The organism is Sphaerisporangium krabiense (assembly GCF_014200435.1).
Taxonomy (GTDB): Bacteria; Actinomycetota; Actinomycetes; order Streptosporangiales; family Streptosporangiaceae; genus Sphaerisporangium; species Sphaerisporangium krabiense.
Map to the genome: position 1 here is coordinate 1,035,340 of NZ_JACHBR010000001.1, position 12,728 is coordinate 1,048,067.

The window sequence follows — 12,728 nt, forward strand, 5'->3', positions numbered from 1 at the left end:
CAGAGCCGTCACAGGACCGAAACCAGCCGAGGGCGGCCGGGTACCGCGACCACACTGCCATCCACGGGCGCGTTCCGCGCGACGCGAGTCCGAAACCCGAAACGGCGACGGTCCACATCGGAGACCGCCGCACAGTGAACGCCCTTCAGATGTGAGGCTCTCAGCCCGGAGGGCGTGGCCTTTCCTGGCCGCGGGTCCAGGCGGGGTCGCGACGCTCGGCGAAGGCCCGGGGCCCCTCGGCGGCGTCCGCGCTGCCCCCCATCACGAACTGGAACATCTCCGCGAAACGCCACTGCTGCTCGACGCTCAGCTCCCGGCCCTCGCGCACGACGCGCTTGATGAACCGCACGGCCAGCGGCGAGCCCCGCAGGATCTGCCCGACGACCTCGTCGACCTGCGCGTCCAGCCCCGCCGCGTCGTCGGCCAGCGCCTGCACGAGCCCGATCTGGTGCGCCCGCTCCGCGGTCATCCGCGCGCCCGTCAGGTGCAGCCACAGGGCCTCGCCGAGCGGGACGGCCCGCGACACGTGGGCCAGACCGGCGCCGCCCATCAGGCCGCGGCGCGGCTCGGGCAGCCCGAACGTGGAGGAGCGGGTCGCGACGCGCAGATCGCACAGCATCGCCAGCTCCAGCCCTCCGCCCAGGCAGTAGCCGTCGATCGCGGCGACGACCGGCGCGGCGCACCTCGCCACGGCGTCGAACCCGGGAAGCCGGCCCGGGCGGGGGACGTCCGGGTAGGCGCGCGGACCCCGCCGCGCCGCCCCTCCCCCGGCGTCACGCAGGTCGAACCCGGAGGAGAAGGCCCGCCCGCCCGCACCACTGATCACGATGACGCCGACGCCGTCGTCCGCGTCCAGCTCGGCCACGACCCGCTCCAGCTCCGCCAGCACCGTCACGCTCAGCGCGTTGTGCACCTCGGGCCTGTTCAGCACCACCCTGGCGCAGCCCGCGTCCCGGTGAACGGTCAGTTCGTCTCCCATGCACCCTCCAGGTGTACGCGGCGACAGGCGGACCGCGGCGCCCGTGCCGCGGTCCGCCCCGCCATTCCGCGCGACCCAGTTCAGCAGCGAACCGCCCCCCGGCGTGCGCCCAGTCCCGCTGAGCGGGCGTCCCCCGCCCACCCGACGTCCTCGGCGGCGAGCCCGCCCCGTCTCAGCGAGCGCCGGCGGGACGATGAAACGTCACACGAGAGACGACGCTCTCGGCGGGCCTGCCCAGAACCTGTTCCAGATCGGGCGTCTGCCTCTCCAGAGCGCCGGCGCGCACCTGCGCGGTGAGCCGGCTCATGGGGCCCGAGCCGGTGTCCGGCACTTCGCGGTACGGCACACCCAGCGCCTCGGCGACCTGCGGGTAGCTCCACACGGGGCCGGTGAAATCGTAGGCGCGGCCCAGATGCCCCTCGCCGGTCAGGACGTTGGCCGCCGCCTCTGCCAGGTCGGACCGGAATGCCGTGTTCAGACCGCGGCCTCCGGTGGAGCTGGTCAGCTCCCCGCCGGAGACCCTCGGGACGAACGCGTCGCCGTAGAAGGGGTGCCGCACGATGGTGTACGGCAGGCCGCTGCGCAGCACGGCCTGCTCGGTGGCGTGATGCGCCTCGGTCATCCCGGTCGGAACGGTGTCGGCGTCCAGGAAGCTGGTGTAGACGATCGCGCCGACGCCCACGTCCACCGCCGCGGCGATCGCGGCCAGGTGCTGAGCCGTCCTGCGAGCGGAGTCCAACTCCGGAGACGAGATCAGCAACAGCCTGGCGGCACCGTCGAACGCCTCGCGCAGACTCGCCGGGTCGTCATAGTCGCCCCGCCTGACGGTGACCCCCTCAGGCGCCCGCCCCGGATCACGCACCGCCGCGACGACCTCCCCCCGCCCACGCAACCGTTCAACCACAAGACGCCCGAACGCCCCCGACGCGGCCGAGACAACAATCATGAGACTCCCTCTGGTCGAGACCCGTCACAGTGAACCGCCGGCGGGCGACGCGACGCCACTCCTTTTCCCGTCCACCAGGGGCGATCCGTCCTGCACCGCCGACCATTCGGCGTCCGGCATGCGGATGAGGGAGACGCCGACGATGCCGAAGACGAGCAGCAGGAGGACGGGGCCGCCCAGGCCGAGGATGAGGTTCCAGGAGCCGGCGCCGATGAGCCAGATCACGATGCCGGCGAGTACCCCGGCCGGGAACCACCAACCGGCCCGGCCCGCCCTGGCATAGGCGACGGCGACCAGGACGAGGCCGAGGAAGGAGCCGATCATGCCGGGCAGTTGCCAGGCGGCGATCATCGCGGGCTGGGCCGCGTCCTGCATCAGCTTCTCGGCCTGGTCGACGGGCAGGTTCTGGAACAGGACGATGTCGAAGAAGTCGGAGATCATGAGGCTGGAGAAGTTGATGAGGCCGAGGACGGCCACCACGCCGGCGATGTGGGCGAGCACGACGCCCTTGCGGCGCACCAGGTGGACTAGCCCGATGACCCCGGGCACCCAGAGCACCCACGCGTAGTGCAGGAGCGTCGCGCTGACGCCGACCGGGGCCGGGTTGTGCGCGTACACCAGGGGGTCGTCCACGCCGGGGCGGGTGGGGTCGACGGCCATGCCGAGGAGCAGGCAGAGCGGGGCGAGGACCAGGCTCGCGCCCGCCGCGACGCGGCGGAACGAGTTCGCGTTGGAGAACATGCGCCAGACCGTAGAAATCGATGCCCCGTTCCGTCGTCAAAGCACTCTTTGATCCGGGGTCCACCTGGAGGCGGAGGATCGGGCGGTACGGGTGGCCGCCTGGAACGGTACGGCGACGGCCGGGCTAACCTTCGCTCATGTTCCGTCGCCATCCCCCCACGCTCGTCGACTGGCTGGTCGCGGGCGTTGTGGGCCTGTTCGCGATCGCCGAGGAGGTCAGCGGGCGCACGGCCTCCCCGTCCCGTGAGCACCTCGCGCCGTGGGTCGTGGTCGGCGCCGCGGCCGCGGTCCTGGTGCTGTTCCGGCGCCGGGCGCCCTTCGCCGTCCTGCTCGTCTACTCCGGCGCGAGCGTCGTCTCGTTCGCCCTGCTGCGCGAGTCCCCCGCCGCGTGGCAGTTCTACACGCAACTCGTGCTGCTGTTCACGCTGCTGTCGGAGGCGCCGTCGCGCGGCGCCAGGGCCGCCACCGGGATGGCCGCGACCGGGGCCTATCTGTTCTTCATGTTCACCAACTCCACCCCTCCTCCGGGGTGGGGCGACGTCGCCGTGGGGCTGGTCATGTGCGCGATCGCCGGCGGGGCCGGGGTCGCGGTGCGACGCCACCGGGTGCTCGCCGTACAGGCCGCCGAACGCGGGGAGCTGCTCGCCCGCGAGGCCGTGGCGGAGGAGCGGGCCCGTATCGCCCGCGAACTGCACGACATCGTGGCGCACAGCGTCAGCGTGATGACGATGCAGGCCGGCGGCGTACGGCTGATGCTCGGCGAGGAGAAGGAACGTGAACGGCGGATGCTCGCCACCGTCGAGGAGACGGGCCGGGAGGCCGTCGACGAGCTGCGGCGCATGCTGGGTCTGCTGCGCGGGCCGCACGACGACGGGCTCGACGGGCGGCCCCGGCTCGACCGGCTGGACGACCTGCTCGACCAGGTCCGCGCGGCCGGGCTGGAGGTGACGCTCGACGTCCAGGGCGAGCCGGTACGGCTGCCCGCGGGACTCGACCTGTCCGCCTACCGCATCGTGCAGGAGGCGCTGACCAACACCCTCAAGCACGCGGGCCCGACGAAGGCCGCGGTGACCATCGGATACCACCCGCACGAGCTGCGCCTGGAGGTGGTGGACCAGGGGCCGCGCGGGACCCCGGCGCGGGCCGGCGTCCGGGAGGGCGGGCACGGCCTGATCGGCATGCGGGAGCGCGCCGCGCTGTTCCAGGGGACGCTGACCATCGGGCCGCTGGGGTCCGGCGGGTTCGCGGTGCGGGCGGTGCTGCCCCTGTGACCGGGCCCGCCGCGGGCGGCGTCGGCATCCTCATCGCCGACGACCAGGCGATGATCCGGGCCGGGCTGCGCCTGGTCATCGGCACCCAGCCCGATCTGTCCGTGCTCGGCGAGGCGTCCGACGGGGAGCGCGCCGTGGAGCTGGCGAGAAGCCTGCGGCCCGACGTGGTGCTCCTCGACATCGCGATGCCGCGCGTGGACGGTTTGGAGGCGGCCCGGCGGATACTCGCCGCGCCGGAGCCACCCCGGGTGATCATGCTGACGACGTACGACACCGACGAGAACCTCGACCGCGCGCTGCACTCCGGGGTCAGCGGCTTCCTGCTCAAGGTGTCGCCGCCCGAGCACCTGTTCGCGGCGATCCGCAGCGCGGCGCGCGGGGACATGCTGCTCGACCCGACCGTCACGCGGCGGGTCATCGACGCCTACCGCCGGGCCCCCGCGCCCCCCGCGACCGACTCCGGGCTGACCGCGCGGGAGGAGCAGGTGCTCCGCCTCGTCGCGCAGGGCCTGTCCAACGCCGAGATCGCCACGGCGCTGTTCATCAGCCACGCCACGGTGAGCACGCACATCAACCGGCTGCTGGCCAAGCTCTCCCTCCGCGACCGCGCCCAGGCCGTCCGATACGCCTACGAGTCGGGCGTCGTCCGCCCCGGCGCCCCCGAGCCGGATTAGGCCGGCGGCTCGTCGGCGCCCACGACACACCGGCACGAGGCGAGGCCCCCGAAGCGGTCGCGCTCCGAGGGCCTCGCCGGTGTGCCGGTCGTCACGGGACGTACACGTACCAACGGCCGTTCCGCAGGAAGCAATAACCGCCGGACGCGGAGGCCGCCACCGAGCACTGGCGCAGGTCCCAGTAAGGGCCGGAGGTGGCCGCCGTGGTGACGGAAGCCTTGGGGGCGGAGGACGGCGCGGTGGCCGCGTGCGCCGTGACGGGGAGGGCGAGAGCGGCGATGACGAGGCTGGCGCCCACGGCCGCGCGGCGGATCGGATTCACGGTGAACTTCATGGACTCGAAGGTAGGAAACCGACCCGTCCCCGGTCGTCAAAGCCGTCCTTGATTCCCCGTCCACCGCCAGGCGGACATCCGTCGGTCGGGACGTCCTCCCCTCGGCCCATCGCCACCTGCCACCGCCGACGCCTCACAGCCAGTCCTTCTCCGGAGTGGACGCCTTCAGCAGGACGCCGGCGCCTTCCATGACCGGGTCGCCATGGGGCACGCACAGTGTCTCCACGTCCAGTTCCGCCAGCCTGCGGAAAGACGCGACGGCCTCGTCCCTGGCCACGTTGAACGGGCCGAGGAGCACGCGTCCCTCCGCGGCGGCGACGTTGTCACCCGGGAAGAGCACGCCGCTGGAAGGCAGATGGAGCGCGACGCTTCCCGGGGTGTGCCCGGGCACGTGCAGGACACGGACGCTCTCCCCCCAGCCGTCGAGGACGTCGCCGTCGCGCAGTTCCACATCCACCTCCACATGCCGCAGAGGCGGAATGCCCGCCGCGGCGAAGCCCGCCATGACCTGCTCGTTGAGGACGCGTTCGGCATCGGTGTACGTCGCCTCCGGTTCGGGGCGCAGACCACGGATGACGAAGGCGTCCGCGGCTCCGGCCAGCACGCGCGCGCCGGTCGCCTCGACCAGATCCGCGGCCGATCCGGTGTGGTCGATGTGGCTGTGGGTCAGCACGATCTGCCGGACGTCCTGGGGCCGGGCACCGAGCCGTGCCAGCGCGTCGAGGACCTGCGGGGCGGATCCCGGCACACCGGTGTCGATCAGCGCGTACCCGCCGGGTATGCGCACGAGGTAGACGTGTCCGACCGAGAAGGGAAGCTGCCATATCGCCGGTGTGACCTGAATAGGACGCATGGCGCGACGCTAGAAGACCGGCACGAAATTATCGATGCTTCTCCGCTGAAAGCGGAGCCCCTCCGCCGAACGCGAAAGCAACCGCCGAACGCGACAGGACCGCGCTATCGGATGCTTGTCACGCGGCGGGGGGTTCGCCGGTCGCGCGGCGCGGGAGTCGCTGGTCAGACGGCACGAGGTTCGCCCAGGAGTCCTACCGCGAGGGCCGGCTCATCATGGCGCAGGACTGCGACCTGATTCCGCGAACCTACGAGACGAAGAGGGGCGAGGGCGAACCGGTCGTACGTGCCATGCTCAAGGTGATCGCCCCGATCTCGGGCCGGCTTCTCGCTACGGCCCGGTACGCGAGGGCACCGCCGGGTTCACTGCGGCACTCGCCCCTCAATGTCGGCATCACCATCTACCGATGTACTCCCGCAGTGGGGCGGGCTTCAGCCCGGCCGCGGCCGCCGCGTCCAGGACCCTTCGCAGGTCCCCCTCCACGGTCCCGTTGAAGTGCAGCAGGATGATGTCGCCGGCCTTCAGGCGAGGCACCGGGACGGGGTCCGTTCCCCAGGTGGTGAGATCGTACGTCCACGTGACCAGGGCTTCCGCGCCGCAGGCACGAGCGGTGGTCCGGGTGGTCTCCGAGTACGTCCCGTACGGAGGACGCAGCAGACGCGGGCTGTCGCCGAACTTGGCGAGATGCTGGTCGCGCGCCCCGCAGATTTCCGCCCGCTGCCCGGCGGCGTCGAGCGTGGACAGGTCGGGGTGGCTGACGCTGTGATTCTCGACTCGGACAGGTCCATTGTTGAGCAGGGTGCGGAAATAGCCGTCATCGTAGGAGTACGCACCCGGCAGCAGAAACAGCGACGCGGGCACCCGGCGGTCGAGTAGCAGCTTCGCGGCAGCCGGATCGTGGTTCCAGCCGTCGTCGATGGTGACGAACACGACCGGATCGGCGGTTCCCACGTGGGAGACGACCGGAACGGGCTCGGGCCAGGCGGCCGACGACTGCGACACCGACGCGTGCACTGGGCCGGTCATCGCGCCAATGAGCGCTAATGGAACGAGGGCGGCAAGTGCACCGCGTAGGGCGCAGCACAGCTTTGATCTTGGCATGGTGCCATATTGGCCTCGGCAAACTGGCCTGTCCATATATAGGTCGGACCTATTCAGTGATCGGTGCATCTCAATTTGAATGGGTCTAGCGGGCACTCGGGGTCAGCCGGTCTTCGACCAGCCCTAGGAGCTCGGCCTGCTGAACAAGTCGGCGCAGATCAAAGGCCCGACCGGCCGTGGGTGACTTCCAGGTTCAGGCGGAGGTTTTCCGCTGTGAGAACCCAGATGATCGCGACTCCTAGGTGATTCTTCATCCCGTCGGGATGGGCTCCTCCAGGATCCGCGCTCTCGCACTGGTGGGTGGGATCGCGACGCTCGGCCACGACGGCGCGGCACGGGTGGGCTCCACACACCTCGACCACTACAACCATTTCCTCATCGACCCTGCCCATTCAAGCGGCCGCTCAGAGGTCCGCGCACAAGGATCGAAGTGATCGAGCCCACCCGTGCGGGTCCGTCGTGGCCGACCACCGTAAGCCCGCCCGGCAAGCGCGCAACCCCCAGTCGCCCGAGAACGACGACCGCCCCAGGTGAACACGCGCGCGGTCACCGGCGGCAGGGAGTGGTCAGCGGAAGGGGGTGGCGTCGATGCGGCCGTCGTCGCAGACGGTGGCGGTGAAGGGGATCTCCAGGTGGGCGACCTCGTCGGGGGGGATGATCATGAGGCGGGCGGCGGGTGGGCAGGTCCCCTCGTCGCCGACGGGCATCACGGTCCAGTGCAGGGTGGATCGCGCCGCGCGTCCGGGGCGCAGGGTGACGCGGTGCGGGACGACGTTCGCCCGGCGGGTTCTGGTGCGAAGGACGTCGCCCTTGGCGTCGATCATGACGAGCCCGACGAAGCCGTAGACCCAGCAGGTCTTGGCCGAGGTGTTGGTGAACACGAGCGGCACGTACCGCTGGCCGGCCCCGGAGTCGAGCCGGCCGAGGCTCGCCTTGAGCTGGGTCGTACGGCAGCGCGCCGGAGCGGCGGCCTCCGTGGAGGCCTGGGCCTGGAGGCCGGAACCGGCTACCGCCGCGAGGAGGGCGACGGCCAGGACGAGTGGTGTGCGCATCTTCACATCAGGTTGGACGCCTATCTCGGGCGCCTTGTTCGCAGAGGACTCCTCATATCTCGGGTGCAGGGGCCTCTTATTTCTCACGGCGCGACCGTTGTCCGTATCGGAGCCATGAGGCCCTCTACAAACCTTGTGCGCGGGAAGCCGAAGGATCGTTTCCCCAGAATCGTCGGGAGCACATCGGGCGCTCTCGAACTGGTGTACGATTCCGCGGCATCAGGAGCATGGAGTTCGGAATAAGGACTGATCACATGACCGATCCCCAGAGCCACACCCTCGAGGTGCCCGGCTGTGTTCTCCACTACGACGTGCGGGAGGCCGCGGCGGCGAGCGCGGACCCGGTTCTGCTCATGATCGGCTCGCCGATGGACGCGAGCGGGTTCACCGCCCTGGCCGGGCGCTTCCCGGACCGTACGGTGGTGACCTACGACCCGCGGGGAATCGGGCGGAGCAGGCGCACCGACGGCGCCGACGAGTCGAGTCCTGAGCTGCACGCCGACGATCTGCGGCTGCTGATCGACGCGCTCGGGGGCGGGCCGGTGGACATCTTCGCCAGCAGCGGCGGCGCCGTCAACGCGCTCGCGCTGGTGGCGCGGCATCCGGAGCAGGTGCGCACGCTCGTGGCGCACGAACCGCCGGCCGCCCAGACCTTGCCGGATCGGGAGCGGGTGCTGGCCGCGATGGCGGACATCCGCGAGACGTACGACCGGGACGGCTTCGGTCCGGCGATGGTGAAGTTCATCGCCGTCACCGGCCTGCGCGGCGAGTTCCCCGCCGACCTCGCCGACCGGCCGGTTCCGAGCCCGGCCGAGTTCGGCCTGCCCACGCAGGACGACGGCTCCCGCGACGACCCGCTGTTCCGGCAGAACCTGCTGACCTGCGCGAGCCACGAGCACGACTTCGACGCGCTCCGCGCCGCTTCGACCCGCGTCGTCGTCGGGGTCGGAGCGGAATCGGAGGGCGAGCTGGCCTACCGCGCGGGCGTGGCGGTCGCCGGACGGCTCGGCACCAAGCCCGTGATCTTTCCCAGCCACCACAGCGGCTTCGTCGACGTCATGTTCGGCAAGAAGGGAGACCCGGACGCCTTCGCCGCCACGCTGCGTCAGGCACTGACCGAGGACGGCGGCTCCGTTTGAGCGACCAGGACCCCACCCGGTAATCCGCCGCCCCGATGGACGCTGGTCCGCCTCGACCGGTCCGCCTCCTCAGAGGACGTTCCGGTCTCGGGGTGACGGCCATCGGAGGGCGGGTCGATCAGGGCCAGGTCATGGTGATGAGCCGCTGGTAGGTGACGTAGCCCGCGCGGTGGAAGGCGTTGGCCATGGGGACGTTGCCGACGTCCGTGGCGGCCCGGACGCGGGGTGCGCCCTCGGCGGCGAGGACGCGGGTGCCTTCGGCGAGGATCTCGTCGATGTGGCCGTTACCGCGGTGGCGGGGCAGGACGCCGATGTAGGCGATGATCGGGTTGTAGTCGTTGCGGGCCGGGAAGACGAACCCGACCGGCTCGCCGCCCGGCAGGGTCGCGACCCGCCACCAGTCTCGCGGCGTCGGATAGCGGGCGAGTTCGTCCTCGTAGTGCCGGGTCGCCGCCTCCCTGGGCGACATCCGGGTGAGGTCGTGGCGGCCGTGGGCGTCCAATGTCCCGTCCAGGACCGAGGTCATCAGCGACACGATCTCGTCGCGGCCGGCGAAGGGCCGGAAGGCCAGCCGTCCGCCGGGCTCGGGCACCGGCGTCCCGGCGCGCCATTCCAGGGAGAGCCGCTCGACGAACAGGCGGGCGCCGGTCCGCTCCAGTGCGGTCATGCGGGCGTGGACGGCGTGCCGGGTCGCGGTCTTCTCACGCCAGTCGGACGGGGCGAAGCAGATGTATTCGGGCGCGGGCGTCCCGGCCGGCAGGACGCCGGCCATGGCCGTCCGCAGGAGCAGTACGCCGGTGTCGAGGTCGCCGGCGTCGTCGAGGTCGAAGACGTCCAGGCAGTACGGCGTGTCGGCGCCCGCCCGCCCCCACCAGGCGACACGCCCGGCGAGGCGGTCACCCCGCAGCGCCACCCACATCCATTCGGGACGGCGGCGACCGGCGTCGAGGTCGCCGGCCAGTTCGTCGTTGAGGACGTAGGGCAGCCGGTTGAAAAGGCCGAGTTCTTCGCGTCCGGTGATCGGGCGCATGGTCAGGTCGTGCTGTTCCACGGTCAAGGCACACTCCGGGTGAGTGCGCCGCGTCCGCGCGAGGGTCAGGACAGGTCCGCACCCCGGGAGGACGTCGGCGCGGTGAGCTTGGGGTTCATCGGCTCGTCCCTCCTCTCGTGATCGGGCGCCCGGCACGTGTGCCGGGGCGTCTCGCTGAGATTTGTATCCGGGCCGCGGGCGTGTCGGCAACCGGTTTCTCACGACCGTCGCCGGCGCGCACGCCGCCCCCTCCGCGTGCGACGGGGCGGCGTGCGGCGAGGACGCCGGGGCTCAGGGCAGGGTGCGCAGGTAGGTCGGGGGCTTGCGCACGTGGGCGGCCTGCTCGAAGGCGTAGCCGAGGGCGATCAGGGTCGGCTCGGAGAGCCGGCCGCCGAAGAAGGTGACGCCGAGCGGCAGCACGCTCCTGGCGTATCCGCCGGGGACCGTGATCGCCGGGTAGCCGGACATGGCCGAGGGCGAGGAGGAGGCGACGAAATCGGTGAAGTCGTCGCCGTTGGTCAGGCTGGTCACCCAGGCCGCGTTGTTGGTCGGCGCGAGCACCGCGTCGAGCCGGTTCTCGGCCACCACGGAGTCGATCGCCTTACGGGAGAGCGAGGTCGCCTTCTCCCTGAACGCGCGGTACTCGGGGTCGTTCAGGTCGCCGGTGGTCGCCTGCGCCTGTTCGAACAGTTCCTGCCCGAAGTAGCGGAGCTCGGTCGAGGCGTGCCGCTTGTTGAACTCGATCAGCCCGGCCAGGTCGGCGGGGTGCCGTCCGGGGGTGGCGGCCAGGTAGGCGTTCACGTCGTGCTTGAACTCGGTGAGCAGCGCCGGGTACTCGGCTTCGCCCGCCTGGTCCATGCCCGCCAGTTCGAGGCCGTCGACGACGGTCGCGCCGCGTGCCCGGAGCGTGGCGACGGCGGCGTCCAGGGCGGCGATGGCCTCCTGGTTGTCGCCCGCCGCCGAGCGCCAGACGCCGATGCGCTTGCCGGCGAGCGCGCCGGGCTTGAGCGCCTTGAGGTAGTCGCGGTCGCCGTCCCGCACGGTGGCCGGGTCGCGCGGGTCCACGCCCTGGATGACCGAGAGCACGGCGGCCGCGTCGGTGACGTTCCTGGTGATCGGGCCCGCGGTGTCCTGGGCCAGGGACAGCGGCACCACTCCGCCGCGGCTGACCAGGCCGAGCGTGGGCTTGATGCCGACGACGCCGTTGACGCTCGCCGGGCAGACGATCGAGCCGTCGGTCTCGGTGCCGATGGTGACCGCGGCGAGGCTCGCGGCGACGGCGACCGCCGAGCCGCTGCTCGACCCGCACGGGTTGCGGTCCAGGACGTAGGGGTTGTTGGTCTGGCCGCCGACACCGCTCCAGCCGCTGGAGGACGGGCTGGACCGGAAGTTGGCCCATTCCGACAGGTTGGCCTTGCCGAGGATCACCGCGCCCGCGTCGCGCAGCCGCTGGACGAGGAACGCGTCCCGGGCCGGGCGGGCGCCGGTCAGCGCCAGCGAGCCGGCGGTCACGCCGAGCGGTCCCGCGGTGTCGATGTTGTCCTTGAGCAGGACCGGGATGCCTTCCAGCACGCCGTGCGCGCCGCGGCGGCGCCGCAGGTCGCTCTGCCGCGCCTCCTGGAGGGCGGCGGGGTTGGTGGCGATGACCGCGTGCAGCAGCGGGTCCACCGCGCGGATGCGGTCGAGGTAGAACCGGGTGAGCGTCACCGCGTCGAAGTGTCCCCGGTCCATGGCGCGCTGCATGTCCAGGACGGTCGCGCGGTCGAGGTCGAGGCCGCGCAGGACGGTGCCGGTGGACGCGGTGGTGCTTGAGGAGGGGGGTGCGGCCGCCTCGTGGGCGTGTGCCGGAGCCGCCACGGACAGCCCCGCGGCGAGTGATAACGCCGCCAGCCATCGCGCGGGATGCGTGAAAGTCATGAACGATCAGCGTAGCGATCGGACTCAGAACTGAAAACATTCTTAACTGAAGAGAAGGAAGGCCGCCGTCACCACTCCGGCCCGTCCTCCTCGGCGCGGGACGCGCATTACCTGTCACATGCGCGTTACCTGTCACATCGATGGCATAATCCCAGGTCACAGTGGTCCGGCAGAGGGACCCGTCGAATTCGGCCCCGCCCGTGCGACGTGTAGGTGAAGGCAGGGGCGAGCGAGCCCCGGCCGACACGGAACGGGGGACGACCCCCGGCCGTGACCACGACGGGAAGAAAGAGAGACGATCATGCGGTTCATGCTGACGACCTGGGACGACGGCGCCGGCCAGCCGGACGAGGCGATGATGGCGGAGATGGGCGCGTTCATCGAGGAGATGGCCAAGGCCGGCGTCCTGCTGGCGACGGGCGGCCTGGAGCCGGGCGGCGTGCACATCAGCTCCTCCGGCGGCCAGATCACCGTGACCGACGGCCCGTTCGCCGAGGCCAAGGAGGCCATCGTCGGGTTCGCGCTGATCGAGACGCGCTCGCGGGAGGAGGCCGTGGAGCTGTCCCGGCGCTTCTGGAAGATCGTCGGCGACGGGCACGGCTACATCCAGCAGGTCTTCGGCCCCGACCTGGACCCTCGCTGAGCCCGCCTGAGGTTGCGGAGCGCGCGGAGGCGGTGCTCTCATCGGTGG

The 12,728-nt window shown here is 71.5% G+C and carries 13 protein-coding genes; 4 read left to right on the plus strand and 9 right to left on the minus strand.

Annotated elements, in window-relative coordinates; all coding sequences use genetic code 11:
• Window positions 1–160: 160 nt before the first annotated feature.
• The 3 genes from BJ981_RS04445 to BJ981_RS04455 all read right to left on the minus strand — a co-directional run bounded on the left by BJ981_RS04445 (window position 161) and on the right by BJ981_RS04455 (window position 2,666).
• Window positions 161–979, minus strand: a complete 819-nt coding sequence (locus BJ981_RS04445; protein ID WP_184608444.1) for an enoyl-CoA hydratase/isomerase family protein — start codon at window positions 977–979, stop codon at window positions 161–163.
• Between the two features lie 172 nt (window positions 980–1,151).
• A complete protein-coding gene (locus BJ981_RS04450) occupies window positions 1,152–1,925 on the minus strand; it encodes an NAD(P)H-binding protein (protein WP_184608445.1) in 774 nt (257 codons plus the stop codon).
• A gap of 24 nt (window positions 1,926–1,949) precedes the next feature.
• Window positions 1,950–2,666 carry a hypothetical protein gene (locus tag BJ981_RS04455; protein WP_184608446.1) on the minus strand — a complete coding sequence of 239 codons (717 nt, stop codon included), beginning with the start codon at window positions 2,664–2,666 and terminating at the stop codon, window positions 1,950–1,952.
• Between the two features lie 137 nt (window positions 2,667–2,803).
• Here BJ981_RS04455 and BJ981_RS04460 point away from each other — a divergent pair, with 137 nt between their 5' ends.
• Entirely contained in the window at window positions 2,804–3,937 is a 1,134-nt protein-coding gene (locus BJ981_RS04460) for a sensor histidine kinase (protein WP_184608447.1), read from the plus strand.
• Window positions 3,934–4,611: a response regulator gene (locus BJ981_RS04465; RefSeq protein WP_275422318.1), complete on the plus strand. Its 678-nt coding sequence runs from the start codon at window positions 3,934–3,936 to the stop codon at window positions 4,609–4,611. The genes BJ981_RS04460 and BJ981_RS04465 overlap by 4 nt, the downstream gene beginning before the upstream one ends.
• 91 nt (window positions 4,612–4,702) lie before the next feature.
• On the opposite strand, the gene BJ981_RS04470 is transcribed toward BJ981_RS04465, so the two are convergent.
• From BJ981_RS04470 to BJ981_RS04485, 4 genes are all read right to left on the minus strand, one after another.
• On the minus strand, window positions 4,703–4,945 hold the full coding sequence (locus BJ981_RS04470) for a hypothetical protein (protein ID WP_184608448.1): 243 nt from the start codon (window positions 4,943–4,945) through the stop codon (window positions 4,703–4,705).
• Between the two features lie 133 nt (window positions 4,946–5,078).
• A complete protein-coding gene (locus BJ981_RS04475; RefSeq protein WP_184608449.1) occupies window positions 5,079–5,798 on the minus strand; it encodes an MBL fold metallo-hydrolase in 720 nt (239 codons plus the stop codon).
• Between the two features lie 393 nt (window positions 5,799–6,191).
• The gene (locus BJ981_RS04480) at window positions 6,192–6,824 is read right to left on the minus strand and encodes a polysaccharide deacetylase family protein (protein WP_204070466.1); all 633 of its coding nucleotides are present in this window, start codon (window positions 6,822–6,824) and stop codon (window positions 6,192–6,194) included.
• Between the two features lie 641 nt (window positions 6,825–7,465).
• Window positions 7,466–7,951, minus strand: coding sequence for a DUF4232 domain-containing protein (locus tag BJ981_RS04485; RefSeq protein WP_184608451.1), 486 nt, complete (start codon window positions 7,949–7,951; stop codon window positions 7,466–7,468).
• Between the two features lie 254 nt (window positions 7,952–8,205).
• Between BJ981_RS04485 and BJ981_RS04490 the strand changes: the two genes are divergently transcribed.
• Entirely contained in the window at window positions 8,206–9,090 is an 885-nt protein-coding gene (locus BJ981_RS04490) for an alpha/beta fold hydrolase (RefSeq protein ID WP_184608452.1), read from the plus strand.
• Between the two features lie 118 nt (window positions 9,091–9,208).
• On the opposite strand, the gene BJ981_RS04495 is transcribed toward BJ981_RS04490, so the two are convergent.
• Window positions 9,209–10,147 carry a GNAT family N-acetyltransferase gene (locus BJ981_RS04495; RefSeq protein WP_204070465.1) on the minus strand — a complete coding sequence of 313 codons (939 nt, stop codon included), beginning with the start codon at window positions 10,145–10,147 and terminating at the stop codon, window positions 9,209–9,211.
• Window positions 10,148–10,411: 264 nt separating this feature from the next.
• A complete protein-coding gene (locus BJ981_RS04500; protein ID WP_184608453.1) occupies window positions 10,412–12,037 on the minus strand; it encodes an amidase in 1,626 nt (541 codons plus the stop codon).
• 310 nt (window positions 12,038–12,347) lie between these two features.
• Here BJ981_RS04500 and BJ981_RS04505 point away from each other — a divergent pair, with 310 nt between their 5' ends.
• The gene (locus BJ981_RS04505; RefSeq protein ID WP_239139470.1) at window positions 12,348–12,680 is read left to right on the plus strand and encodes a YciI family protein; all 333 of its coding nucleotides are present in this window, start codon (window positions 12,348–12,350) and stop codon (window positions 12,678–12,680) included.
• Window positions 12,681–12,728 lie beyond the last annotated feature (48 nt).

Bases quoted from the DNA above. Each gene is read 5' to 3' on its own strand.
- BJ981_RS04455 (WP_184608446.1), bottom strand. From the start codon at position 2,666: ATGTTCTCCAACGCGAACTCGTTCCGCCGCGTCGCGGCGGGCGCGAGC.
- BJ981_RS04450 (WP_184608445.1), bottom strand. From the start codon at position 1,925: ATGATTGTTGTCTCGGCCGCGTCGGGGGCGTTCGGGCGTCTTGTGGTT.
- BJ981_RS04480 (WP_204070466.1), bottom strand. From the start codon at position 6,824: ATGACCGGCCCAGTGCACGCGTCGGTGTCGCAGTCGTCGGCCGCCTGG.
- BJ981_RS04470 (WP_184608448.1), bottom strand. From the start codon at position 4,945: ATGAAGTTCACCGTGAATCCGATCCGCCGCGCGGCCGTGGGCGCCAGC.
- BJ981_RS04500 (WP_184608453.1), bottom strand. From the start codon at position 12,037: ATGACTTTCACGCATCCCGCGCGATGGCTGGCGGCGTTATCACTCGCC.
- BJ981_RS04460 (WP_184608447.1), top strand. From the start codon at position 2,804: ATGTTCCGTCGCCATCCCCCCACGCTCGTCGACTGGCTGGTCGCGGGC.
- BJ981_RS04485 (WP_184608451.1), bottom strand. From the start codon at position 7,951: ATGCGCACACCACTCGTCCTGGCCGTCGCCCTCCTCGCGGCGGTAGCC.
- BJ981_RS04490 (WP_184608452.1), top strand. From the start codon at position 8,206: ATGACCGATCCCCAGAGCCACACCCTCGAGGTGCCCGGCTGTGTTCTC.
- BJ981_RS04445 (WP_184608444.1), bottom strand. From the start codon at position 979: ATGGGAGACGAACTGACCGTTCACCGGGACGCGGGCTGCGCCAGGGTG.
- BJ981_RS04475 (WP_184608449.1), bottom strand. From the start codon at position 5,798: ATGCGTCCTATTCAGGTCACACCGGCGATATGGCAGCTTCCCTTCTCG.
- BJ981_RS04505 (WP_239139470.1), top strand. From the start codon at position 12,348: ATGCTGACGACCTGGGACGACGGCGCCGGCCAGCCGGACGAGGCGATG.